The organism is Marinilactibacillus sp. XAAS-LB27, assembly GCF_036039175.1.
Taxonomy (GTDB): domain Bacteria; phylum Bacillota; class Bacilli; order Lactobacillales; family Carnobacteriaceae_A; genus Marinilactibacillus.
On sequence record NZ_JAYXKP010000007.1, the window covers coordinates 128,044 to 154,031 of the forward strand.

At 38.8% G+C, this 25,988-nt stretch carries 24 protein-coding genes; 15 read left to right on the forward strand and 9 right to left on the reverse strand.

Annotated elements, in window-relative coordinates; all coding sequences use genetic code 11:
* Positions 1 to 397 precede the first annotated feature (397 nt).
* From VXN63_RS09860 to VXN63_RS09885, 6 genes are read left to right on the forward strand one after another with little or no spacing between them, the layout of a single operon-like run.
* Complete coding sequence (locus VXN63_RS09860; protein ID WP_327757890.1) at positions 398 to 934, forward strand: hypothetical protein; 537 nt, start codon at positions 398 to 400, stop codon at positions 932 to 934.
* A 17-nt stretch (positions 935 to 951) separates the two neighbouring features.
* Positions 952 to 1,992 carry a 3-deoxy-7-phosphoheptulonate synthase gene (gene aroF, locus VXN63_RS09865; RefSeq protein ID WP_327757892.1) on the forward strand — a complete coding sequence of 347 codons (1,041 nt, stop codon included), beginning with the start codon at positions 952 to 954 and terminating at the stop codon, positions 1,990 to 1,992.
* Positions 1,993 to 2,009: 17 nt separating this feature from the next.
* Positions 2,010 to 3,098, forward strand: coding sequence for a 3-dehydroquinate synthase (gene aroB / locus VXN63_RS09870; RefSeq protein ID WP_327757893.1), 1,089 nt, complete (start codon positions 2,010 to 2,012; stop codon positions 3,096 to 3,098).
* A gap of 2 nt (positions 3,099 to 3,100) precedes the next feature.
* Complete coding sequence (aroA, locus tag VXN63_RS09875; RefSeq protein ID WP_327757941.1) at positions 3,101 to 4,342, forward strand: 3-phosphoshikimate 1-carboxyvinyltransferase; 1,242 nt, start codon at positions 3,101 to 3,103, stop codon at positions 4,340 to 4,342.
* Complete coding sequence (gene aroC / locus VXN63_RS09880; RefSeq protein WP_327757894.1) at positions 4,323 to 5,420, forward strand: chorismate synthase; 1,098 nt, start codon at positions 4,323 to 4,325, stop codon at positions 5,418 to 5,420. Before aroA ends, aroC begins: the two co-directional genes overlap by 20 nt.
* Positions 5,413 to 5,694, forward strand: coding sequence for a chorismate mutase (locus tag VXN63_RS09885; RefSeq protein WP_327757895.1), 282 nt, complete (start codon positions 5,413 to 5,415; stop codon positions 5,692 to 5,694). The genes aroC and VXN63_RS09885 overlap by 8 nt, the downstream gene beginning before the upstream one ends.
* Before the next feature lie 51 nt (positions 5,695 to 5,745).
* Here VXN63_RS09885 and VXN63_RS09890 read toward each other — a convergent pair whose 3' ends face one another.
* From VXN63_RS09890 to VXN63_RS09920, 7 genes are all read right to left on the reverse strand, one after another.
* Complete coding sequence (locus VXN63_RS09890) at positions 5,746 to 6,990, reverse strand: glutamate-5-semialdehyde dehydrogenase (RefSeq protein ID WP_327757896.1); 1,245 nt, start codon at positions 6,988 to 6,990, stop codon at positions 5,746 to 5,748.
* Positions 6,987 to 7,817 carry a glutamate 5-kinase gene (proB, locus tag VXN63_RS09895; RefSeq protein ID WP_327757897.1) on the reverse strand — a complete coding sequence of 277 codons (831 nt, stop codon included), beginning with the start codon at positions 7,815 to 7,817 and terminating at the stop codon, positions 6,987 to 6,989. Before proB ends, VXN63_RS09890 begins: the two co-directional genes overlap by 4 nt.
* Before the next feature lie 113 nt (positions 7,818 to 7,930).
* Positions 7,931 to 8,815: a hypothetical protein gene (locus VXN63_RS09900; RefSeq protein ID WP_327757898.1), complete on the reverse strand. Its 885-nt coding sequence runs from the start codon at positions 8,813 to 8,815 to the stop codon at positions 7,931 to 7,933.
* Positions 8,816 to 8,899: 84 nt separating this feature from the next.
* Positions 8,900 to 10,060 carry a hypothetical protein gene (locus tag VXN63_RS09905; RefSeq protein ID WP_327757899.1) on the reverse strand — a complete coding sequence of 387 codons (1,161 nt, stop codon included), beginning with the start codon at positions 10,058 to 10,060 and terminating at the stop codon, positions 8,900 to 8,902.
* Between the two features lie 14 nt (positions 10,061 to 10,074).
* Complete coding sequence (locus tag VXN63_RS09910; protein WP_327757900.1) at positions 10,075 to 10,923, reverse strand: hypothetical protein; 849 nt, start codon at positions 10,921 to 10,923, stop codon at positions 10,075 to 10,077.
* Entirely contained in the window at positions 10,920 to 11,609 is a 690-nt protein-coding gene (locus VXN63_RS09915; protein WP_327757901.1) for an ABC transporter ATP-binding protein, read from the reverse strand. Before VXN63_RS09915 ends, VXN63_RS09910 begins: the two co-directional genes overlap by 4 nt.
* 11 nt (positions 11,610 to 11,620) lie before the next feature.
* Positions 11,621 to 11,989 carry a GntR family transcriptional regulator gene (locus VXN63_RS09920; RefSeq protein WP_327757902.1) on the reverse strand — a complete coding sequence of 123 codons (369 nt, stop codon included), beginning with the start codon at positions 11,987 to 11,989 and terminating at the stop codon, positions 11,621 to 11,623.
* Positions 11,990 to 12,300: 311 nt separating this feature from the next.
* Between VXN63_RS09920 and VXN63_RS09925 the strand changes: the two genes are divergently transcribed.
* On the forward strand, positions 12,301 to 12,732 hold the full coding sequence (locus VXN63_RS09925; protein WP_327757903.1) for an 8-oxo-dGTP diphosphatase: 432 nt from the start codon (positions 12,301 to 12,303) through the stop codon (positions 12,730 to 12,732).
* 20 nt (positions 12,733 to 12,752) lie between these two features.
* The gene (locus VXN63_RS09930; protein ID WP_327757904.1) at positions 12,753 to 13,562 is read left to right on the forward strand and encodes an alpha/beta fold hydrolase; all 810 of its coding nucleotides are present in this window, start codon (positions 12,753 to 12,755) and stop codon (positions 13,560 to 13,562) included.
* A gap of 55 nt (positions 13,563 to 13,617) precedes the next feature.
* Here VXN63_RS09930 and VXN63_RS09935 read toward each other — a convergent pair whose 3' ends face one another.
* Together VXN63_RS09935 and VXN63_RS09940 are read right to left on the reverse strand one after the other, a co-directional pair.
* Positions 13,618 to 14,991 carry an MATE family efflux transporter gene (locus tag VXN63_RS09935; protein ID WP_327757906.1) on the reverse strand — a complete coding sequence of 458 codons (1,374 nt, stop codon included), beginning with the start codon at positions 14,989 to 14,991 and terminating at the stop codon, positions 13,618 to 13,620.
* Positions 14,992 to 15,433: 442 nt separating this feature from the next.
* Positions 15,434 to 16,831 carry an MATE family efflux transporter gene (locus tag VXN63_RS09940; protein ID WP_327757907.1) on the reverse strand — a complete coding sequence of 466 codons (1,398 nt, stop codon included), beginning with the start codon at positions 16,829 to 16,831 and terminating at the stop codon, positions 15,434 to 15,436.
* Between the two features lie 262 nt (positions 16,832 to 17,093).
* Here VXN63_RS09940 and VXN63_RS09945 point away from each other — a divergent pair, with 262 nt between their 5' ends.
* The 7 genes from VXN63_RS09945 (at position 17,094) to VXN63_RS09975 (ending at position 25,912) form a co-directional block, all read left to right on the forward strand.
* Complete coding sequence (locus VXN63_RS09945; RefSeq protein WP_327757909.1) at positions 17,094 to 17,846, forward strand: DeoR/GlpR family DNA-binding transcription regulator; 753 nt, start codon at positions 17,094 to 17,096, stop codon at positions 17,844 to 17,846.
* On the forward strand, positions 17,843 to 18,766 hold the full coding sequence (pfkB, locus tag VXN63_RS09950; RefSeq protein ID WP_327757910.1) for a 1-phosphofructokinase: 924 nt from the start codon (positions 17,843 to 17,845) through the stop codon (positions 18,764 to 18,766). The genes VXN63_RS09945 and pfkB overlap by 4 nt, the downstream gene beginning before the upstream one ends.
* On the forward strand, positions 18,767 to 20,668 hold the full coding sequence (locus tag VXN63_RS09955) for a PTS fructose transporter subunit IIABC (RefSeq protein ID WP_327757912.1): 1,902 nt from the start codon (positions 18,767 to 18,769) through the stop codon (positions 20,666 to 20,668).
* A gap of 180 nt (positions 20,669 to 20,848) precedes the next feature.
* Positions 20,849 to 22,192 carry a M20 family metallopeptidase gene (locus VXN63_RS09960; protein WP_327757913.1) on the forward strand — a complete coding sequence of 448 codons (1,344 nt, stop codon included), beginning with the start codon at positions 20,849 to 20,851 and terminating at the stop codon, positions 22,190 to 22,192.
* A gap of 213 nt (positions 22,193 to 22,405) precedes the next feature.
* A complete protein-coding gene (locus VXN63_RS09965) occupies positions 22,406 to 23,602 on the forward strand; it encodes a carboxylate--amine ligase (protein WP_327757915.1) in 1,197 nt (398 codons plus the stop codon).
* A gap of 34 nt (positions 23,603 to 23,636) precedes the next feature.
* A complete protein-coding gene (locus VXN63_RS09970) occupies positions 23,637 to 25,214 on the forward strand; it encodes a Mur ligase family protein (RefSeq protein WP_327757916.1) in 1,578 nt (525 codons plus the stop codon).
* Positions 25,211 to 25,912: an aspartate/glutamate racemase family protein gene (locus VXN63_RS09975; protein ID WP_225742736.1), complete on the forward strand. Its 702-nt coding sequence runs from the start codon at positions 25,211 to 25,213 to the stop codon at positions 25,910 to 25,912. Before VXN63_RS09970 ends, VXN63_RS09975 begins: the two co-directional genes overlap by 4 nt.
* Positions 25,913 to 25,988: the final 76 nt, after the last annotated feature.

Sequence of the window (25,988 nt, forward strand, 5' to 3'; positions counted from 1 at the left end):
CTATGGAGGCTAAAGAGCTTTAAGCTGCTGACAACAGCGTCCCATAGATTTCACGAGAAATCGAATGGGGCGCACAAATAAAATTAAGTAACATTTTATGAGTGAATTTAACCAACGCCGCATTCGAACTTCTCCCAAAAAGAGAAATCGAATGCGGCGTTTTTGTTTTGCCTGTTCGAACATAGTGAGTTACAGGCAAAGTACTAGGCGAACGAAGAGAGCGTAGTCACCACAGCCAACAGGCGCCTGTTCGAAGCAAAGCGAGTTACGGCCACAATACTAGGCGAACGTTCGAAGCAAATATAGACAAGCAGCTTTGAAGCCAGCTGTTCAATCGTAATCGAAAGTTTGTAAAACGAGAATACCAATATTTAAGAAAATAGTGAGGGATGAATACATGATTATCCATACATTAGGACCAAGTAGTACAGATAGCTATGCAGCAGCTGAATCATTCATCAAATCTGAGGAAGATGATATTGTAGCCTATCCGTCATTTGACAATTTGCTACACAATATCGATTCACTGAAAGGTGAACATGTACTGTTTCCGGTTGCTTTCAAAAGTGCTAGAAGGGATTACGGATGGAAAGAATTCAACTATGACTACTGGGATAAAGTAGAACTCGTTGAAGTTTTTCAGAAGAAAACCAAACCGATGGTACTGGTCAGAAACACTAAATACTCAGAAAATTCAGCCATGATTCATCCGGCCACCACTATATTCATGAAAAAGTATTTGGAATCAACAGCAGAACATACGCTGATTAATTTTGCAGACAGTAAATACAAAGCATGGACAGCTTTTTGTAAGAAAAACTTGAAGTATACCATCATTAGTGAGGACGTGTTTGAAAAAGAGAAATACCCCGAACACAAAGTAGAAGAACGATATGAACCAGTAATGGTCTGGTGTCTTTACAAAATTATTTAAAAAAGAGGAGAATAAACATGATAATCGTATTAAAACAAGGTACAACCGCAGCAGCAGTGAAGGATATTACAGCAAGACTTGAAGCAAAAGGTGTATCTGTTAGTCATTTTTCAGATATCAAAAGAGACTTTTTAGGATTGATTGGAGATACTAGTGGGATCGATACACACCAGTTACAAGCACTGAAAGAAGTTGACCAAATCGTGCGTGTAGAAGATCCTTACAAACGAGCAAATAGAAAGTTCCATCCAGAAAACTCTATTATCAAAATTGACAAAGAAACCATTGGTGGCGGACAATTAGGAATCATTGCTGGACCTTGTTCAGTAGAGAGTGAAGAACAAATCATTCATGTTGCCAAACGTATCAAAGCTGCCGGAGCGAACTTCCTAAGAGGAGGAGCATTCAAGCCTAGAACTTCTCCATACAGCTTCCAAGGTCTTGAATTAGAAGGCTTGAAAATGCTACAAGCAGCTAAAGCTGAAACGGGTCTACCGATCGTTACAGAATTGATGTCGACTAAATGGATTGACGAGTTCGTTGACTCTGTTGATATGATCCAAATCGGCGCCCGCAATATGCAAAACTTCGATCTTCTAAAAGAAGTCGGAAAAACACAGACACCCGTCTTGTTAAAACGAGGCCTATCTGCAACATACCAAGAATGGTTAATGTCAGCTGAATACATCATGTCTGAAGGAAATGAAAACGTCATTTTATGTGAACGTGGTATTCGTACATTTGAAACAGAAACAAGAAATACACTAGATATTCAAGCAGTACCGGTTATTAAAAAATTATCTCACTTGCCTATTATTATTGACCCAAGTCATGCTGGTGGAATGTCTTACCTGGTAGAAGCTGGAGCAAAAGCAGGAATAGCTGCTGGAGCAGACGGTCTGATGATTGAAGTACACGATGATCCAGCAAACGCATGGAGCGATGGCGAACAATGTTTAACACCAGATGAATTTGAAGAATTAATGGTCAAAGCAAGCAAACTAGCTGAAATCGAAGGACGTTCCATTCAAGCGGCCTCAACAATCTTATCTAAATAATTTAAAGGAGGAAAGACATGCCTGAATTAATCGTAGAAGTTCCTGCTCAGGAGACAAGTTATGCATTAAAAATTGAGAAAAACCTATTGAATCAGGTTGGTAGAGAAATCTCTGCGCTATTCAACGGTCAAAAAATTATGATCGTAACAGATGAGACAGTCCATACACACTATGGAGAAATTGTTTTGAATCAATTAAAGAAAGCAGGATTCGAAGTTCAGTGCATTGTCTTACCACCAGGTGAGCAAACCAAAACTTTTAGTTCTATGCCCGCTATATTCAGTCAATTGATTGAATGTGGCTTGACCAGAAGTGATTTAATTATTGCACTCGGTGGCGGAGTAGTGGGAGACATCACAGGATTTGCAGCAGCGACTTACTTGAGAGGTATTTCTTTTGTACAGATTCCGACAACGCTATTAGCACAGGTAGATAGTAGTGTCGGTGGAAAAGTTGGTGTAGATTTGCCAGAAGGTAAAAATCTAGTCGGTGCTTTCTACCATCCTGAACTCGTTCTGATCGATCCACTGGTTTTAAAAACTTTAACAGACCAGGCATTCGCAGACGGTATGGCAGAAGTCATCAAGTACGGATGTATCAAAGACCAGGCTCTATTTGAGAGTTTGATGGAGATGTCTTCAAGAGAAGAAGTGATGGATCAAATCGAATGGGTGATTGAAACTTGTTGTACGATCAAAAAAGTCGTTGTACAAGCTGATGAGAAAGATACTAGTGAGCGTATGCTACTAAACTTTGGACATACTCTAGGGCACGCAATCGAAGCCTTTTACCATTATGAAGTCTACTCACATGGTCAAGGGGTTGCGATTGGAATGGTCGAACTCTCCAAAATCGCAGAAGAAAAACAGTTAACAAAAGCCGGAACAACTGAAAAAATGATTGAGATCCTTGAAAATCATCAATTACCGACAGAGTTAGAACAACCAGCAGATTACGCTGAAATTTTACCTTATATAGAAAAAGATAAGAAAAACTTCAGAGGAAGTTTGAATGTGATCGTCTTAGATAGGATTGGTCAGGCACGAAGGATCAAAACAGATCGACAGTTTTTTAGTATACTGGAAACAGGAGGAATCAAACCGTGACAATGATAACGATAGAACCAAATAGATTGAAAGGCACGGTTACCGTTCCTCCCTCTAAAAGTATGGCACACCGAGCAGTGATCTGTGCAGGTCTCGCAAAAGGGCAAAGTGTGATTCGTAACATTCAACTCTCTGATGATATTATAGCGACGATGGAAGGTGTGCGTGCTTTTGGTGCAACGATTGAACAAACAGGAAATACCTTAATAATTAATGGATGCGGACTAGATACTACAAGAATAAGTCAAGAAATCGATTGTAATGAGTCGGGCTCTACGTTGAGATTCTTTGTACCCTTAGCCACTCTTTTTGAAGGGTCAACACACTTTGTAGGACAAGGGAAATTAGGTCAAAGACCCTTGGAAACTTACCGAGAATTGTTTGAACATCAGGGCTTGAGATATGAAGCCGGAACATCAAAACAGTTGGACCTAACCATACAGGGACAGTTGAAGTCAGGAACTTTTGAAATGCGCGGCGATATCAGCTCGCAATTCATCACAGGTATGCTACTAACACTCCCGTTACTTGATGGTGATTCAAAGATTGAAATCACGACACACCTTGAATCTAAAGGGTATATAGATTTAACCTTGTCTGTCTTGTCAGCATTTGGGATAACCGTTAAACATGACGATGGGTATAAAACATTTAAAATCAAAGGCAACCAACACTATCAAGCTAGGGACTACACAGTAGAAGGAGATTATTCTCAAGCAGCGTTCTGGTTAAGTGCACAATTACTTGGTAATGAAATTAAAGTAGAAGGCTTAGATCAGGACTCCTTACAAGGAGACCGCGAGATTGTTCGTATACTTGAACAGCTTGGTGCTAATGAAGAGGAACGGATCATCGATGGATCTCAAGTTCCAGATATTATTCCAACCGTTGCACTGGCGGCTGCCCTAAGCAAAGGTAAGACTAAACTGATTAATCTGGAAAGACTCCGTATCAAAGAAAGTGACCGATTAGTCGCGACTCAAAAAGAGTTAGCCGCAATAGGCGCACAAATTAAGATTGTAGAAGATCAGTTGCATATTGAAGGTGTCAAAAGCCTTAAAGGTGGGGCAGAAGTCTGGAGTCATAAAGATCACCGAATGGCTATGATGCTAGCGGTCGCTTCAACAGTATGCGAAGAGCCTATTCAATTAAAGGATCCAGAATGCGTTAAAAAATCATATCCCGATTTCTGGGAAGTTTTCAAAGAAGTAGGAGGAAGAACAGATGAGTGGAGTATGGGGTAAAAACATCCAAGTATCCATATTTGGAGAATCACACGGTATAGCAATCGGTATTACGATTAATGGTTTACCATCTGGTATGGAAGTAGATATGGATGAAGTACTCGTTGAAATGGCTAGAAGAGCACCGGGTAGAAACGAATTAACCACACCTAGAAAAGAAAAAGATCTTCCTGAGATTTTAAGCGGACTTTTAGATGGGAAAACAACGGGAGCGCCACTCACGGCAATCATCTGGAATACCAATACACGCTCAAAAGATTACAGCTTACTCAAAAATGTGATGAGACCGGGTCAAGCCGATTATCCAGGACGTATGCGCTATAAAGGACACAACGATCATAGAGGGAGTGGACACTTCTCCGGAAGAATCACGGCACCTTTAGTATTCGCTGGCGCAATCTGTAAGCAATGGCTGAAACAAAAAGGGGTAACGGTTGGTTCGCATATTCAGTCTATCGGTACAATCGAAGATGAATCATTTGCCGATCAAAAAGAAGTGACACTTGAACAGATTGAGAAATTTAAAGAACAACAACTACCTTTATTCAACGAAACAAAAGAAGCAGAAATGAAAGATCTGATTATTGAAGCCAAAGATGACGGCGATTCTGTCGGTGGTGTCGTAGAGACCTTCGTCTTAGGACTAGATGCAGGTTACGGTAATCCGTTCTTTGATTCTGTGGAATCGCAGTTAGCGCATCTTGTCTTTGCAGTGCCTGCAATTAAAGGAATCGAGTTCGGAACAGGATTTGATATTACGAAAATGCGTGGTTCTGAAGCAAACGACGAATACTACTATAATGAAGATGGAAAGATTAAAACCCGTTCCAACAACAATGGCGGAATTATCGGGGGAATCACTTATGGAATGCCGGTTGTATTCCGAGCAGCTGTCAAGCCACCAGCTTCTATTAAAAAGAAACAACAAACAATCAACATCGAAGAAGGAAAAGCGGCAGAACTCGAAGTAGTAGGCAGACATGATCCGTGTATCGTACCACGTGTGTTGCCTGTACTAGAAGCAGTGACTGCTCTAGGGTTGATGGATTTAATGATGGGAGGTCAGCATAATGAGTGAGTTAGAACAGTACCGTCAAGAGATCGACGCAATCGATCAGGACCTGACCCGACTATTTGAAGCCCGTCTAAAGACAGTTTTAAAAGTCGGAGAATACAAGATACAACATGATTTACCTGTGTTGGACGCTAGTCGCGAGCAAAAAGTCATTGAAAAAAATGTTGGACGCTTAGAAGACAAGCAATTTGAAGAAGAGTTAACGAAATTTTTCCAGTCTATGATGGATATCACCAAAGAGACTCAAACAAAAATGATGGATAAAAAAGTCAATTAAAAAAGGAAAGGCAATGGAGATCCAATTCAGGATGTCCATTGCCTTTTAAATTTATCTGATTTGTCCCTCTCCAAAGATAATATACTTTGTAGAAGTTAGTTCAGGCAAGCCCATAGGCCCTCTAGCGTGTAGTTTTTGTGTACTAATGCCAATCTCTGCACCGAAGCCAAACTCGAATCCATCGGTGAAACGAGTTGAAGCATTGACATAGACAGCAGCTGAATCTACTTCTTTATGGAATTGCTGACTAGCGCTATAGTCACTTGTGACAATCGCTTCAGAGTGACCTGTACTGTATTGGTTGATATGAGCAATCGCGTCATCTATAGAAGAAACAACCTTGACTGCCAAAATGTAGTCTAGGAATTCTGTTTCCCAATCCTCTTCAGTTGCAGGAATCGATTGGCTAAAAATCGCTTGAGCAGCTGCATCAGCTCGTAACTCAACATTCCACTCAGCTAATGCGGACTCAATAACCGGTAAGAATTCATTAGCGACAGATTCGTGTATGAGCAAGGTTTCTGCAGCGTTACAAACAGAAGGTCTTGTCGTCTTGGCATTAACGATAATATCTTTGGCCATTTCAAGCTCGGCAGATTGATCAATATAAACGTGGCAATTCCCAGTTCCAGTTTCAATAACCGGAACTGTTGCATTTTCAACAACCGTCTTAATTAAGTTAGCTCCACCTCGAGGAATCAAAACATCCAAGTAACGGTTTAGTTGCATGAGTGCGCGTGCTGTTTCTCTAGAAGTATCTTCGACGAACTGGATAACTTCTTTAGGAAAAGCTGTTTCTTTCAAACCTTCTTGAAGTACACTTACAATCTCTTTATTGGAGTGGAATGCTTCTTTTCCACCTCGTAATATCACGACATTACCAGATTTGAAACAAAGTCCAGCAGCGTCTGAAGTTACATTGGGACGAGATTCATAAATGATTCCAATGACACCAAGAGGGACAGTCTGTTGACCAATTCTTAGTCCAGCTTCATTTGTCCACATATTTTTGACTAAACCGATCGGGTCTGGAAGTAGGGTGATATCCACAAGTCCTTCAGCCATCGCCTCGATGCGTTCTGACGTGAGTGTCAAACGGTCCAGCATTGTTTCCGAAACACCATTTTCAGCTGCAGAAGTTGTATCTAATTGATTGGCTTTTAAAATAGCTTCTTTGTGGTCCAGTAAAGACTGAGCCATTTTACGAAGGGCAACGTTTTTATCCTTCGTAGACGCGTGTGACAAAAGTCGAGTAGCTGCTTTTGCCTGTTTTCCTAAAGTTATTAAGTCAGTCATAAGATGTCTCCTTTCTTCAGAGGGGTAAATAGGGTGCCGACATGGCTTCCTTTGAGTATATCAAATAGAACAGTAGGATCCTCGCCATTCGCAAGGACCATTTGTTTTTTAAGAGCAAGGACTTGCTCGGCAGCGCTCAGTTTAGTTGTCATGCCGCCTGTTCCAAAACGAGATCCAGCGTCATTCGCTAAAGCATACGTATCTTCGGTGATTTCTTGAATCGTATCAAAGAGTAGCGCATCTTCGTTGTGAGTGGGATTCTTGTCATAAAAGCCGTCAATGTCAGAAAGTAAAACCAGTAAGTCCGAATCGGTGATTTCTAAAACAAGAGCTGACAAGGTATCATTGTCCCCAAAACGCGTCAGATGGTCCAGTTCTTCTACAGAAACTGTATCATTTTCATTCACGATAGGAATTACATTTTTAATTAGCAATTGTTCAAAGGTATTGGCCGTATTTTCTCGACTAACGGGGAAATCAATCACATCTTTGGTCAAAAGGACTTGGCCAACTTGATGACCATAATGATAGAAGAATTGGCTATATAAATTCATTAATTCTGTCTGGCCGATTGCAGCGATTGCTTGCTGTTCGGGAATCGTTACGGGTCTTTCTGTTAGATTCATACGTGCGAGTCCAACACCGATAGCTCCTGAAGAGACAAGAATCACTTGTTTTCCCTGATTTTTTAAGTCGCTTAACACGAAGGCTAGTTTTTCTAATCTCTGTAAATTGATAGAACCATTTGGATACATAATCGTACTAGTCCCAACCTTAACAACGATTCGGTTACTTTTAGTTAAGCTTTGTCTTGAAGAGTGTGACATGAGTTCATCCATTCTAGAATTCGTAGATTCAATTAGTTTATTTAACGTACTATAATTTTAAAACAGTATAACAATTTATATTAAGAAAATCTAGGGTACAGAAACAGAGAGTTTTAGATAAATTTACGGTAAGTTTGAAAACTTTCTTCTTCTAAATAGTCTATAAATGAAAATAGACCTAACGCAAAATGATCGGTTGTATCAATTTCAGGTTCAATCAAATTAATTTCACGTTGTTTAAATAAGAACAGTTGAGTTTTAAACAAACATTTTAAAGAGAGAAAGGATGTCGGATAAGCTTCCCTCATACCTAACCAAGCGACTTCTACACGAGTCTCTGATTGAAAAACAGTTACATAAGCTGTAATTCCATGATCATCTAGAGCAACGAGACTTAATTCTAAGTCGGGTTCTTCATTAAGCAAGAACGATTCCCACTCGTGTAAGGTCATATCAGCAGTGGGATTGACTAAATGCGTATTTTCGTAATTTTGTTTAAGTAAAGTAATCAGCTGATTTTTAAGCTGAGCGTCTTGAAAGACATCCTTATAGGACAAGGTATTTGTATGCGCTGAAATAGATAATTTATTCAGGCATTGATCTAGCGTCCATTCGGACTCGTAAGTTTTACGAATCAACTCATAATGATTAGACTCTAGAGTACGGATCATTGATGTTTGGTTACTCATCAAAGCACAAATGAAACGGTCGGCAGTAGAAGTTGGAGATGTTTCCAAACTTTCAAGAAGCTGATTTTTGAGTGCATTGGATTCTTTTACAGAATCATCTAAGTAAATCCTGAAATACTTAGCATGAGGGTGAAAGGGATTAGACCAGCTGACCGCTACAGCAACAATAGACTGATCTATAGTCACTTTAAGTTGAGTATTATAGTAATCTGATTCCAATCGAGTGAGTAGAGGTGTAACCTGTTCAAATAAGTTCGACGAAAAAGAATCCGTCTCAAACGGAGCCAATATAGAAATACTATACTGCAATGGGTAGCCTCCTTTAGTTATTTGTAGAGTAATTTTACCATACAAAAAGAGACTAGTCTTAAAGGGCTAGTCTCTTGCAAAGGATTAATCAGTTAAATAATAGTTAGATGACCAAACATCTACATCATTAGGTTCTATCATACCGAAGTATAATAGCTCACCAGTTTGAATGTCATTGACTTGAAGACCTTGTCTACTTAGATCTTCTTGATAGTCAGATATGCTTGTGTAAAGAGCACCATCTTTGATACCTATTGTACTATAGTAAAGTTCATCGGCTTCGGAAGTTTCTCTCTGAGGTAATCTTTGTTTTTCAAACTCTACTGTATTCTCAGAATTCCCACCTTCAAAGTCGACTTGTTGAAGGGTGAAATGATCTTCGGTTTCACCGTAAAGATAAATATCATCTTCATTGTATACTGTATTTACTGTATCTTCATTTTGGATTGCATCGATTTCAAGTATGTCACCTGTATCGTAACTATAAAGATGAGATAACTGTGCTTCGTAACTGGAATAAGATCCAGTCGCCACTAAAGTGCCAAGCTCTAAGAAAGTATCGTTCGCTTCATTAGTATTAAACATAGAATAACTAGTAGTATTAGGTCCTAATTGATCAGTAAAGTTCTGCTCTAATGTTAAGGTCGGGTTGTTATCAGTTAAGTTCGTTGAGTACAATTTCAACTCTTCAGAACTGGTAATCGTATAGTAAACATTTGGATAACTAATGTTTACACTTTCTAATGTGAATAATTTAGATTCATCTTCAGGAAACTTTAATGTGTAGTCTGAAACGGACTCATCGGATTTATCAAGTACAGAGATTTCTATACTATAATCATTACTTTGCCAATAAGTTTCATAATTAGTGTTGGTATAAACGACTAAGTCCTCTGTTTCGCTGTAGTGATTAAAAGGATTCTTTCCTCTGACAAAAGATCGATAGTTTTCTCGAAGAGAATCAATACGTGGATTATCTACTCGATCTATGTTTTTAAATAGAGATTGTTGTTTTTGGTAAGAAAATTGGCCGTCTTTATATGTGAAACGAGGATCTGTTTCGCTTGGAGTACTGGAAGCGAATCCTGTTAATACAAGCGGCTCTAAATAAGTTTCCTCGCCTTCAAAGGTAGTAAATACGAGGTCAACCTTACTTGGTTGGGCGGCAACTTTAGAGATACAATAGATACTTAAAAAAACTATTGAGAAAATGAAAAAGCTAAACAACTTTGTGTATTTTTTCATACGAGTCTTCCTTTCTATATTGTGATTTTATGTTTTAGCAAATATCGGCTTGTCCCTATCGAGAATGCTCCTACGACAATAGCTAGTAAAATAGTAGCTAACAACTCCTCAGAGGGAAAAAGTATATAGTAGTTTCTGAAGATAGCAGGCAGTAAATGGGGGGAAACAATTAGTAACAAGCTAAAGATGCTAAATACTAAACCCATTAAAAATCCTCTAAGCTGGTAACTTCTTTCAAGCAAAATAGCTGTATAAAGGACTAGAATAAATAAAAATCCTAGTAAGTAAAAAATGAAGAATAATTCCATCGAACTCGGTAAAAGAAATTGAAGGATTTGATTTGAATCAAAGGCTTCTGCTAGAGTTACTCGATTATAAAATTCGGATGAAATTAAAGAACGACTAATGAATTGTCCAATCCAAATCACAATGTATTGAAGCGTCAGTAAGCTAAATATTCCAAGAAAAACCGTAAGAATTTTCGCAGAGTAAATGTACATTCTAGAAATTGGTAACATAAGCAAGCGATAAACAAAGGTGTTTTTTCCGAACCACTCTCTGTACCAAGTGAAGATAGCGAAAAACATAAATCCGATTATGCCCAGAGCCAATGGGCCATAGATCCATAAAGAACCTAATACTGTGTTCAAAGAGAATGGAGAATAGGTTGATAAATACTGTGCTATACTCAGTGACTCTGAAGATATAGTTTCTCTTGCGTCACTCATATAAGACAAAGGCACTACTATAAACCCAATCAAGTTAGAAACAACAACGACGGACATAATTCCAACTAGAAATTTATACATACGTTCAAATTCAAAATTCAATAAGCGAATAAAATGTGCTAATGGCTTTTTCATGCGTTATACACCTCTCTCATTACATCAACTACAGATAGACCTTCTTTTTCTCTCATTTCTTCAGCGTAGAATTCTTTTAAGATGGTTCCTTCACCTAGTAAGACGACTTTGTCGATTAAATGTTCAATATCATTGATCTCGTGCGTGGTAATTAACACACCACGATCGTCTACAAGGTGACTACTGAAGACTTCGGTAATTTGTTCTCTAGTGAAAATGTCTATACCGGAAAAGGGTTCATCCATTAATATGTAATCTACATCCAAAGCAAGTCCAACAAGTAAATTCACTTTGGCCTGATTACCTTTAGATAGGTCTTGAAGCTTATCGGTAAGTTTTAGTCGGAAAAAGCGGATTAAATCTTTCGCGCGCTTATCGTTCCAAACCTCATAAAAATCTTTCATAAATTCTATTGTTTCCTGTATCGTCATTCCAGGAAGCATGATAGAAGCATCTGGTATAAAAGCGATGTGGTTATACATGTCAGGTGACTGAGGCTGACCATCTATTAAAACTTCTCCTTTTTGAATAGGGGTGAGTTTCATAATAGAGTTCAAGATTGTCGTCTTACCAACACCGTTGATTCCAATCAAACAAGTAATATCGCCTTTTTCAGCAGTGAAGGATACCCCTTTAAGAACCTGTTTTCTTCCAAATTTTTTGTGAATATCTTTAATTTCAAGCATATTTTAACCTCCTAAGGTTGTTTGTTCATTTCAGTTTTGATCATATCTGTTACTTCTTCAATTGAAATATCCACCGTTTTGATAGCGACGACGAAGTCTTTAACAGCGTGGTTAAACCATTCGTTTCTCAAATTTTTTAGTGTATTAGGATCTTCAGTCACTTTGCTTGGACGATTTGGTTCTGTATAAATCAATTGTTCTGCCTCCATTTCGCTATACGCTCGTTGAACAGTATTAGGATTGATTTTTAAGTCGTTTGCCAGTTGTCTCCTAGAGGGAATTTCTTGTCCAGGTTGTAGCTGACCAGAAATAATCTCTTGCTTCAGGTAGGCTATAACTTGTAAGTAAATCGGGTCTCGTTTATTCAGTGTAAGCTTCATCTTAAGTACTCCTTTCTATGTGAAAATGTGGTTCTTTCAATCTAGAAAAATGTTTCCCGTGAAACATTTTAATAAAATAGTCGTGTTTTGTTTCTGTCTAAAGGCTCTTATATCAAGCTTATCCATCAGAAAATAAGTTGTCAAAAAGTGTGTTAACCATTTAATACACAAAAGATAAATAGAGAGTCGAGACTGTATGCACTACATAATACACTTGATGGCTGTATTATATAGTGCATACAGTTTGGAAGTCAACACTTATTTGTAATATTTGTTATACTAGAGAAAAGATACGAAGTTTGAGGTGTAGTATGGAAAAGACAATACTAACGAATATGGTCATGATTGAAGATGGCAAAGGAAATGTCGTTGTACAAGATCGCATAAAAACGTGGAAAGGCCTAGCGTTTCCCGGAGGAAAAGTAGAAAAAGGGGAATCCTTTGTTGAATCGGCTATCCGAGAAGTAAAAGAAGAAACTGGTTTAGAAGTAAGTAGCCTTCAGCTTTGTGGAGTGAAGCAATTTCAAACGGAGTTGGATGAGCGTTACATAGTTTTTCTTTATAAAACAGATGTATACAAGGGGACATTAGTTTCTTCAGATGAGGGAGAAGTGAAATGGATACCCCTTAATCAGTTAAAAAAGGCTGATACAGTAGAGGACTTTGACCAGCTACTGGAAGTTTTTCAAAAGCATTCAGTATCTGAACTGTATTATGAACAAAATCAAGTGAACGTACTTTAGAGAAAACGGGAGAATGAGCATTGAAATTAGAACGAGTTAAGCCATTTCCAACAGAAGATGGTGCTTTACTGTATTACTTTGATGTTGGAGAAGGAAGACCGATTGTAGTATTGGCAGGCGCTCAGACGAGCGTTCAAACTTATCGGTATGTTGTAAAGAAATTAAAAAACAAGTACCGTGTTATTGGTCTGGAAAGACGATTTGAAGGAGAAACAAAAGCAAGACTAGAAGAGCTGACGATGCAAAAGCAGGGAAAAGATCTTGATGAATTCATTCAATTCATGCAATTAGATCATCCTATCCTCATTGGCCACTCTTTAGGTGCATCTGTCATTATGAGTTACTTAGATCAATTTGGAGATCAAGATATTACTGGTGCTATTTTTGTAGATCAGACACCTAAAATGCTGAATGACGCTACATGGAATGAAGGATTTGCTGGAAGATCGGTAGCTTCTCTTACTAATCATACGAAACGTCTAACCACTCCAGTAAGGCGGATTCCTAAGCTTAAAGTGCTTTGGTTGTTATTAAATACGATGATCATAAGACAAGTCTCTCTTTTTTCTGTAAAAGAAAAACTACCTCTGTTTGAGGACTACGTAAAAGGCGATTGGCGAGAGAGTTTGCAGAAAATGAAGAAGCCAGCCTTATTCGTTGGAGTGGAGCATAGTCCGCATTGGCCTGGAGAATTCGCTGCTACATGTGCAGATCTTGTTGGAAATGGCACGTCTTGTATGATGAAGAAAGTCGGTCATGGTGCGCATTTGGAAGACCCAAACCAGTTTGCTCGTATTGTAGAAGACTGGGTGAATCAATTAGATAAGTAAAAAAGAAGTCCACTGCTTATATTTTTAAGCAATGGACTTCTTTTAGTATAAAATTTTAACGAATCAATTCTGCAAGTTTAGGCAGTAATTTGGGACGTTCTTCGCCAGATAATTGACGTTTCAAACTGTAGTATGAAAAAGTCAGTGGAATCAAAGCAGCTAACCAAGCCAAAGCATTAGAAAGTGTTACGCCTGCAAATCCTAAAGTGTTAGAAAGAAGGAGCGCAGCAGCAACTCTTGAAAATAATTCCATAATTCCAGCCAAGGTAGGTGCTGTACTTCTACCTAAGCCTTGTAAAGTGTAACGGTAAATAAATAGCATAGCTAGTAAGAAGTAGAAAGAAGCGTTGGTTATAAAGTACAATTGAGATAGTTCTAATATCTCAGTACTTTCTGATCCAACAAACAAGCTAGTCAAGTTACGACCGAATAAGACAAGTAATAGTCCTACAACAGCACTATAAGTTAACACAACTTTCATTGTCGTACGAACACCTTGCCAGACACGTTCAACTTTTCCGGCACCATAGTTTTGAGCAGCGAAAGTCGCCATAGTAATACCGAAAGATACCAATGGAAGTGTTGCGATCCCATCAATTTTTTGAGCAGCAGTTGTTGCAGCTACTGCAGTTGGTCCAAGGCTATTCAATGTCATTTGAATCGCAATAGATCCAATTGCAATAATGGAGCTTTGGAAGCCCATTGGGAAAGCAATTGCAGCATGTTCCTTGATTTGTTTGAAACCAGCTGCCCAATCTTCTTTATGGATTCTAAGAATTGGGACATAACGTTTGATGTAAATCAAGCCAACAATACTTGCAACAAACTGAGAAATCACAGTTGCTAGACCAGCACCCGCAACGCCCATATCGAATACAAGAATAAAGAGTAAATCTAAACCAATATTTAAAATTGAAGTGATGATCAAAAAGAATAAAGGTGCACGGCTATTTCCAATAGAACGTAAAACATTAGAAATCAGGTTGAACATCACAGCAGCGCCGATACCTGAAAACAATACCGATAAATAACTATTAGAATGTTCAATCAATTCAGCGGGTGTGTTCATAAATTCTAGAATCTGGCGAGTAAAGATAACAGCCAAAATAGTTAAAATGACACTCATTGTTCCTGAAATAATGACGCTTGCTGCTAAGTTCTGTCTAATTTTAGTTTCGTCTTTTTGACCGAAACGTTGAGCGGTAATAACGGACAATCCGGCCGTTAGACCTATAGCTAGTCCGAGTATCAGACCGTTAATACTTCCGGTAGCACCTACTGCAGCGAAAGCTTCGACACCAATCGTTTTACTAACGATAAACGTATCAGCCATTTGATACATTTGTTGGAATAAATTTCCAAGAATCAGTGGGATGGAAAACATTACGATCAATTTGAGTGGGTTGCCTTTTGTCATGTCTTTGTACAATATAATAACCTCCAGTTATTCGTGAGTCGTTTATAAGCAATAATGTAATAGGGCGAATCTAAGTTGACTCAAGGATAAGTGCATGTACTTGATAAATAAGGCCAACGCTAAATTCAAGTGTATATCGAAGCTTTTGAATTGATAACACTTTTGCCAAGTATAGGGACTTTATTTTAGAAAACAACCCACTAAAATAATTCTTTGTGAAAGAATTGTGAACAACTAAATAGAGAGATATTGTTATACGTTTTCATTGTTTTCATAACAGTAAACGTTGATCTTGTATAGTTTTTCTGAAAATGAGACAAAAAAGTGAACACCTAATAAATATGAGAATTTATTGAGATTTCACAATCATAATCTCAGTAGTGTCCAAATTGGAAATGCTAAAAACGTCCCTTTCAAATTTCTGAAAGGGACGTTTCAATGATGGGTTTACTATTTATTTAGCTTTTTGTGGTTCGAATTCAGGAACGATTTCTTCTATATCATCTGTAGAAAGTGAAACACGACCGGATAGGCTTCTTCTCGTTGAATAATAAGCAATAGCTAATGGGACTAGCGCAGCAATCCATGCAAGTGGATTGGAAAGTGCAGCACCTAAAAATCCGAATGGAATAGATAACAAGGTTGCAGCAAGTGCTCGCCCAACAAGTTCACCGATACCTGCTACGGTAGGTGCAAAACTGTTGCCCAAACCTTGTAGCGTATGACGGTAAATGAATAATAAAGATAAAACGGCATAAAGGGTAGCGTTTGTTAGGAAGAATTGTTGAATCATGGCAATCACTTCAGGTGAAGCATCTGAGCCGATAAAGAGCAAAGCAACTTGTCTTCCCCATAAAAGGAGAACCACACCGATCACAACGCTATAAGTGATACTTAATTTGATGGCTTGGTTTACACCATACCAGATTCGGTTGAATTTACGTGCACCATAATTCTGTGCCGCGAAAGTGGACATTGTCACACCAAATGATTGCAAGGGAAGCATAGCGACCGTATCAACTTTTTGAGCCGCTGTAAAAGCTGCCACAGCATCTGCTCCTAGTTTGTTCAATGTAATCGTAATCGCTACTGCACCAATGGCAATAATGGAATATTGAAACCCGTATGGAAGTCCAATGCGCAAATGTTCTTTGTACTCGGCCCAGTTGAATGTCCAGTCCTCTTTATGAATTCTAAGAAGAGGCACTTTCTTCCATATAAAGATCAAACATAAAATACTTGAAACAACTTGTGAGATGACCGTTGCGACTGACGCTCCTCTAATCCCCATATCAAAAGTAAGGATAAATAAGTAGTCCAGACCAATATTCAACATCGAAGTTAAGATCAGGAAATATAGAGGTGTCTTGCTATCTCCAAGAGCACGCAATAGGTTTGCCAGCAAGTTGAAGAGAATCGTTCCACCAATACCCCAGAAAATAATATTTAAGTAATCATAAGCATATTCATATGTTTCAGCAGGGGTCTGCATAAGGGTAAGAATCTGTCGGGAAAAAGTTGTTGTAAGTACAGTCAGTATAATGGCAATTACACCACTAATGACGACACTGGCAGCAAGATTTTTTCTAAGCGCTACCTCGTCTTTTTTACCAAACCGTTGAGCAGTGATTACGGACAATCCGGCGGTTAGACCGATTGCCAAACCAATAATTAAAAACTGTAGACTAGTCGTTGATCCGATAGCAGAAAAGGCCTCAACGCCGACTGTTTGACTAACGATATACGAATCCGCCATATTATAAAATTGCTGAAACAAGTTACCGATCAACAAAGGCACCGCGAAGCTCAATATTAATTTCATTGGGCTACCTTGTGTCATGTCTTTCTTCATTTATACACTCCTTCAAAATAATCGTTTTTTCTATTTTTATAAGTCCAATTCCGTTATAAATAAGAATAATAGATAGTACCAAGTTATTATAGCTTTAACCAAGATAAATGCAATAGAATCATAGGTTTTCTATACAAAAAATAAGTAAGCAATTAGAAGAATTGAACAAGACGTGACAATTGTTAGAAATGACTGAAAAAGCTCATTTATGATTGATTTTGATTGTATGGGGTGGTATATTATGAAGTGAGAGGTGAAGTAAGTGCTTACAGATGAACGACACGCTTATATCATTAGACAAATCAATCAGAAAAATACCGTAACCGTTCAAGAACTGGTGGACAGTCTAAATCATTCGGAATCCACTATCAGAAGAGATTTAAGTCAACTTGAGTCGGTAGGGAAGCTGATCCGTATTCATGGAGGAGCCAAAAGAAGAGTCGCAGTTTCTACAGAAGATACAATGGAAGAGAAAACAGTCAAAAACGTTCAAGGTAAGCAGTTGATCGCGAAAAGAGCAGCTGATATTGTACAAGATAATGAAGTAATCTATCTTGATGCTGGAACAACGACTTATGAAATGATCCCCTTTCTCAAGAACAAAGAAATAACTGTAGTCACGAATGGTGTGCCACATGCTTCATTACTGACTGATCTCAAAATCGAGACGATTTTACTCGGTGGTAAAATCAAGCAGAATACGAAAGCTATTATTGGAACACTCGCACAGGAACAAATGAAGAACTATCGTTTTAGTAGAGCCTTTCTAGGTATGAATTCCATTGACAAGGAAGTCGGTTATACGACTCCGGATTTGGAAGAAGCTTCTATGAAGAAGGTTGCCATCTCTCAGACGGACGAAGCGTATGTTTTGGTCGATGAATCTAAGTTCAATAAGGTCAGTTTCGTTAAAGTAAGTGACATTGAAGATTGTACGATCATTACAACTCAATTGTCAGAGGAAAATAGGGAACTCGTGAAAATGACACGAGTAGTAGAGGAGAATACCAAGTGATTTATACAGTTACATTAAATCCATCCATTGATTATGTTGTCTATATGAACGGAGAGGTTCAGCCTGGTGCTGTAAATCGTATTCAAAAAGACCGTAAATTCCCTGGTGGAAAAGGCATCAATGTTTCCAGAATTTTATCGCAGTTATCTATAGAGAATAAAGCATTAGGATTTATTGGCGGATTCACTGGGAAATTTATCGAAGATGCTTTGGAAAAAGAAATGATCCAGACAGATTTTGTTCAAGTAGATGAAGATACAAGAATTAATGTGAAAGTTAAAAGTAGTAATGAAACAGAAATCAACGGTCCTGGACCACACATTTCAAGTATAAAAGCAGAAGAACTGATTAATCAGCTGTCTGAATTGACAAAAAATGATGTTGTTGTTTTGTCTGGTAGTAAACCAGCAGGTCTATCAGAAAGTTATTACCAGGAAATTATAGAGAAACTGGTACAATCTGGTACGCAATTTGTTGTAGATACAACAGGGAAAGAACTCCAAGATTCTCTTGCTTCAAAACCACTTATGATCAAACCGAATAATCACGAGCTTGAAGAGTTATACGGTGTATCAATTGAGAATGAAGCAGATATGATTTTCTACGGCAAAAAGTTAGTAGAAGAAGGCGCGCAGAACGTCATTATTTCAATGGCAGAAAAAGGCGCTATGCTATTTACTGAAACGGGTGTGTACCATGGAAAAGCGCCAAAAGGGAATTTGAAAAATTCTGTCGGTTCAGGTGACTCAATGGTAGCTGGCTTCACAGGGATATTTGCAAAAACGAATGACTCATTAGAAGCATTTAAATATGGTATTGCTTGCGGTAGTGCAACAGCTTTTGAAGAAGACTTAGCAACGATAGACAAAATAGAAGCTTTACTCCCACAAATCGAAATTAATGAACTGGAGGAAAAATAAATGCAAATCAACGACTTATTAAGAAAAGATTTGATGATACTTGATCTTCAAGCAACTGAAAAAGAAGCTGTAATCGACGAAATGATTGCACGCTTAGCTGAGAAAGATGTCATCTCTGACGTTGCAACTTATAAAGAAGGCATTATGAAACGTGAAGCACAGACTTCAACAGGCCTAGGTGATGGAATTGCAATGCCTCATTCTAAAAACCCTGCAGTTAAAAATCCTGCTGTATTGTTCGCTAAATCAACTAACGGTGTGGATTACGAATCACTTGATGGACAACCAACGCACTTCTTGTTCATGATCGCTGCACCAGAAGGCGGAAATGATTTACACTTGCAAGTACTGGCTTCTCTTTCTCGTAAATTGGTAAACCCAGAAGTCTTAGAGCATTTACGTCAGGCAGAAACACCAGAAGATGTCCAAGCAGTCTTTGCGGACTCTGAACAAGAAACCAATGAAGTTAAACCTGACACGGAAAATGTTTCAGGAAAAGAAAAATTTGTCGTAGCTGTAACAGCTTGCCCTACAGGGATTGCACACACTTATATGGCTGAAGATGCTTTGAAACGTAAAGCAAACGAAATGGGTGTAACGATTCGTGTTGAAACGAATGGTTCAGACGGTGCAAAAAACGTCTTGACTGAAGATGAGATTCGTCGCGCTGATGGTGTCATTATTGCAGCAAGTAAAAAAGTGGAACTGGCTCGTTTTAATGGTAAACATGTATTACAACGTCCAGTCGCTGAGGGTATCAACAAATCAGAAGAATTGATTACTAAAGCAATGAACCAGCAAGCGCCTATATTAAATGTTGACAGTGAAGGTTCTAGCGAGAAATACGAAGATGAAGAAGGCGGAAGCGTTTGGAATACTTTGTATAAAGATTTGATGAACGGTATTTCTCACATGTTACCATTTGTTGTTGGTGGCGGAATTATTCTAGCGTTATCATTCGCATTAGAGCCTTTCTTTGATGAAGGTAATATTGTGGTTACATCATTGAACACGATTGGTAGTTCAGCATTTCAATTCCTTATCCCGATTCTAGCAGGTTACATTGCTTATAGTATTGCGGATCGTCCGGGACTACTTCCGGGTATGGCAGCAGGATATATGGCTGTACAAGGTGAAGCGGGATTCTTAGGAGGACTAATTGGTGGTTTCTTAGCTGGTTATCTCATGAACCTCGTGAAAAAAATGTTACGCGGTGTACCGCAAGCATTCGCTGGGTTAAAAACGATTCTTTTATATCCAGTATTGGGTCTATTGGTAGCCGGAATTGTCATGGTGCTAATCATTCCAATCTTTACAACCATTAACACAACAATGATTAGTTTCTTAAACAACTTAGGAACTGGTAACGCAGTACTACTTGGAGCTGTATTGGGTGGTATGATGGCGATTGATATGGGTGGTCCTTTCAACAAAGCAGCTTACGCGTTCTCAATCGGAATCTTTACAGATACCGGTGATGGTAGCTTGATGGCTGCAGTTATGATTGGTGGAATGATTCCACCACTAGCAATTGGTCTTGCAACAATCATTTTCAGCAATAAATTTACTGAGCTTGAAAGAAGTTCTGGTTTATCTAACTTTGTATTAGGTCTTTCATTTATCACTGAAGGAGCAATCCCCTTCGCAGCATCTGATCCACTACGTGTTATTGGATCGTCTGTGGTAGGAGCGGCTATCGGTGGAGGATTGAGCCAGTTATGGAATACAGCTGTGCCAGCACCACACGGAGGAGCTGTTGTTGCTTTAGTACTAGGAGATAATCCGTTTATGTTCTTCATAGCATTACTGATTGGTACAGTAGTTTCTACAGTAATCTTAGGGCTATGGAAGCCAAGAGTTGAAGATACAAACAAAGAAATTTCAGCAAAAGAATTAGCATAAATTAAAATAAAAATGAATCGTCTCTCCTAATCAGAGAGGCGATTTTTATTTTAATTTGAAAGATGACGAAGAGCTCTATACGTTTGCTTGACTTTTTTACATAATCTAGTAACGTGAACTTAACTAAAAGATTGAATGAATCGCATCTTTTTCATTCAATAAAGAATAGGGAGTACCTACATGACAAAATATATTACAGAACAGATAAAAAAAGAAAGTCTTGTTGCGTTAAAAAGGCTCGTCGATATTCCATCTTACTTAGAGCCGGCAGATTCAAGTAAACCGAGCAAACCTTTTGGAGAAGGCATTGATCAGGTGTTGAAAGAGGCACTGGCTTTATGCAAAACACTTGGTATGGAAACCTTTTGTGATCCAAACGGATACTATGGCTATGCAGATTACGGTAATGGAGAAGAGACTGTCGGAATATTATGCCACTTAGATGTCGTGCCTGAAGGTGATCGCTCGAAATGGGAAACAGATCCTTTTGATGCTACAGAAAAAGCAGGTGTAATTTATGGAAGAGGAACGCAAGATGATAAAGGTCCAACCATCTCTGCACTTTACGCTTTCAAAGCATTAGTCGATGCAGGCGTACCCTTTAATCGTAAGATCAGGTTTGTCTTTGGTACAGATGAAGAAAACCTATGGCGTTGTATGGAAGCTTATAAGCAACATGAAAAAATGCCGGATATGGGCTTTGTCCCAGACAGTGCTTTTCCCCTAACCTATGCTGAAAAAGGCTTGCTACAATTCAAACTAACAGGTCCCGGATCTGAAACTATCGAGCTAGATTGTTCGGGCGCACTAAATGTGGTACCCGCTGTAGCGGCTTATAGAGGAGAACAACAAGCGGAGCTAGCTGAAATTCTAAAACAACAAAACTTTCCTTATGAGCAGACTGAAGAAGAGATAGTCACTTACGGAAAAGCCGTTCATGCCAGTACAGCTTTTGAAGGAGCCAATGCAATTACAAGGTTGGTAGAAGGCTTGGTGACACTTCAGTCACATCCGATGCTATCCTTTATTGCTGAAAAAATTGGTCAGGAAACAAATGGCTATCGTATTTTTGGAGAAATCGAAGATGAGATGACAGGAGAGCTGACATTCAACGTAGCATCACTTGAAATCAATAAACAGAGATCAGAAGTCATGGTCGACATGAGAATTCCTGTTTCTTACAACCAAGAAGATTTAGTGAAAACATTAGAAGAAGTCACAACCGAATACGGACTGACTTACCAGATGTATGATGCTTTACCGTCTCTATATGTGCCAAAAGATAGCCCGCTTGTAGAAACATTAATGACAATTTATAGAGACAAAACGGGTGACATGCAAGAACCATTAACTTCTGGTGGCGCAACGTACGCCAGATCCATGCCAAACATGGTCGCGTTCGGTGCACACTTCCCTGGAAGTCCAAGTCTGGCTCACCAAGAAAATGAAGGTATCATCTTAAAAGAGTTCTATCTCGCAATGGAAATCTACGCTGAAGCCATACATCAACTTTGCTGTCAGTGAGTGAAAATAGGTTAAGTTAATTTTAAGATTTCAATTCAGTTAAACAACTGGTAATTCTACAAAAAACATACAATATGATGTATAATAAGTGGACATGTGTCGATCCTAGTTATCAGTGAATAGAAACTTAAAGTTTTCTAGATGTTCACAGGAGAACGATGCACAATAATTATAAAAGACGAACGCTCATAAGAGAAAGAGAAGGAATTTAAAATGACAGAACAGCACAAAGCAGTCGTACTCGGCGCAAACTATTATATAGGATTAAGTATCATTCGTTGCCTTGGTCGTGTAGGTATACCAGTCGTAGCTGTAGAGTATAAAAGAGACGGCGCGTATGGACTTCATTCAAAATATTTATCAGAAGAATTGATTGGACCAAATTACAAAGAAGAACCAGAAGCATTAAAAGATTTTTTAATAGAATATGCTAAAAAACAGGATAAGAAGCCTGTCTTATATCCGACGGCGGATCCATATGTAGAATTTATTGATGCGTATCTAGATGAATTAGGTGAGTATTACCTGATTACGCAAAAAGAAAAAGGCTTATGGACAAAATTGATCGACAAAGATGATCTCTACGAAATAGCAGAGCAGCACAATGTCAGAATGCCAAAATCTATTCAGACATCGCGTTCAGATTTGATCGAAACAGTTGAGAGCGAGCTTGGTTATCCCTGTCTTGTTAAACCGGCAGATTCAACGAAATTCGTAGCGAAATTCCGTAGAAAACTGTTTAAAGTACAGAATCGTACAGAACTAGAAGAGGCTTTGAAAAAAGCAGCGGATGCAGATATTGAAGTTGTTGTGCAACAACTGGTGCAAGGGTTTGATGACCACATGTATACATTTGATGCTTACTTGAACCAGAATTCTGAAGTAACCCATTGGATGACAGCACAGAAACACCGTCAATATCCAATTCACTTTGGCGCTTCTGTTTACACAAAACAGCGCTATGTTCCTGAACTGTTTGATATCGGTGCACCTTTCCTTGAAGCGATTGGTTACAAAGGCTTCGCCGAAATTGAATTTAAAAAAGATGCCAATACAGGTGACTATTATCTGATCGAGATCAATGTTCGGACAACAAACTTCAACCAAATGATTGCAGACGTTGGACTAAACATGCCCTTGATTGCTTACAAAGAATTAACTGGTCAGCCAATTGGTACCAGAGTCATTAAAGAGGATACAGGACAAGTATTCCATTACATGTATGAAGACTTACATGCTTCAAGAGCTTATGTCAAAGCCGGAGATTTAACCTGGAGTCAGATCCTTAAGTCTTATAAAGCGAGCAAGACAGGTGCAGTATGGGCAAAAGATGATCCTCAGCCGGGGATCCAGTTCATCGGTAAATTTGTCAAACGAGTAGCTGGAAAAGTGACCAGAAGAAACGGTTAAATCAAAAGGTTAATCGATAAAGGAGAAACGACTAATGATTCAAATAGCAGAATTACTTGACGCGATAAAAGTAAAAGAATCCAAAAATCACAAAGAACAAATGATTTCTGAAGTGGCTTACCATTCTGGTAAGGTCAAACAGGATACATTATTTGTTTGTATAAGAGGATATAAAACGGATGGACATCAATATGCCAAGCAGGCAGTTGAACAAGGCGCAACGGCTCTTGTAGTCGAAGAGTTTATTCCGGGACTCACTGTAGCACAGTACTTGGTTGAAGATTCACGTCAGGCACTTGCGGCTTTAGGAGATCAGTACTATGGACACCCTTCTAAAGATCTGAACCTTATCGGTATAACGGCAACAAATGGTAAAACATCTACTTCTTTTATGACAAATGCCATACTAGAAGAAAACAACTGGAAGACAGGACTAATGGGTACCGTTATGGTCAAATTCGGAGATACGTTGATCCCGAGTATATTGACAACTCCCGAGTCATTGGATTTACATGAATATTTTGCAAGAATGAGAGATGAAGAGATTTCTCATGTCACTATGGAAGTATCCTCTTCTGCCTTGGACTTAGCTCGAGTAGGCAGTGTAGACTTCAATATTGTCGCTTTAAACAATATCAGCAGAGAGCATATTGACCTTCATGGATCTTTTGAAGAATACTACAATGCAAAAGCCAGCTTGATTCGAGACGCAACAGAAAAAGAGTTTGCAGTTTTAAATCTAGATGACAAGTATTCAGCTTCTTTAGTCGATGAAACTAAAGCGTCTACCGTGACTTACGGTATCGAAAGTGAAGAAGGTCATTTACATTGCTCAAATATTGATCTTTCTACAGGTCGTGGTAACTTTACTGTCGAAATCAAACGTCCATTTATGACGGTTGATGGAAATCAAGTGGAAAAAGCGCGTTTTGATATTAGTCTATCAGTGGCAGGGTATCATTCTGTTTATAATGCCTTAACGGCTATCGCAATCGGTTTGATTAGCGGTATTTCAATCGAAACCATTCAGTCGGGAATTAAGAATTTCAAAGGTGTTGAAAGAAGATTCCAGTTTATTTATGAAGAAGAATTCAAAGTCGTAGATGACCACTTCGCAAATGCAGGGAATATTAACGTAACGCTGGAAACATTAACAAAAATGGATTATAACAACTTACACCTTGTCTATGCTATTCGTGGAAGTCGAGGCGTTACAACAAACCTTGAGAATGCAGAGACGCTTGCGAAATGGGTGCCAGAACTTGGGCTGAAAAAAGTCATTGTGTCTTTAAGTGAATCTCATGTTACAGATAAAGATATCGTTACCCCAGAAGAACTAGCAGCTTTTGAGAAAACAATGAAAGATGTGGGTGTAGAAGTAGAATTGCACCACGAAATGCCGGATGCCCTGCAATCGAGTTTGGATCAAGTAGAGCCAGGAGACTTAATCGTCATTGGTGGAGCTCAAGGAATGGACTTCGGTGCTAAATATATTTTAAATCAAATTGTTGAAATGAATCCATCGCTGAATGCTGAAACGATTTTAGCGCCACTTGAAGATAGAGTAGCGGGTATTGATGAATCATTTTTAACTGAGGATGATGTAAAGTGAATCACCACCAGAAAGTAATTGGTGTTGTCGGCGGAATGGGGCCGGAAGCAACGGCTAGTTTTTTCTATAAACTGATTCGATCTACTGAGGCAAAAAAAGATCAGGATCACTACCGAATCGTGATCGACAACAACCCGAAAATTCCAGACAGGACGAAAGCGATTCTTGGCGAGGGAGAAAGTCCCTTATCGGCACTGATTGAAACGGCGAAAAATGTTGAAAGAGCTGGCGCAGACGTCATTGCTGTACCTTGTATCACGTCCAATTATTTTTTAGCAGAAGTTCAAAAAGAAGTTAAAACGCCGATCGCCAATGTGTTTGAAGCACTCGAACAGTATTTGAAAACGGATGGATTCGATGTCCGAAAAGTGGGCATACTATGTACGACCGGTACACGTAAAATGGGACTTTTTCAAAAAAATCTTCCCTTCGATATTTGCTATCCGAGTGAACAGTCACAAGAAAGCAAAGTCATGGAGGCGATTTATGGTCCGGAAGGTATTAAACAAGGCAATACAGGTATTGCGCCTAAACGCTTACTTCAAGAAGCGGCTTTAGAGCTCATTGATGCCGGAGTAGACGTCATTGTATCGGGCTGTACAGAAATTGAACTAGCCTTAAAACAAGAAGACATTGAAATTCCGTTAGTTGACCCTATGCAAGTCTTGGCACAAAGCCTAACAAATCCTACAAATTAAAGACAGGTTTTTTACTGTATGTTCAGTAAAAAATCTGTCTTTTTATCTACTGCCAGCTGACAAGCTTCAAACATTT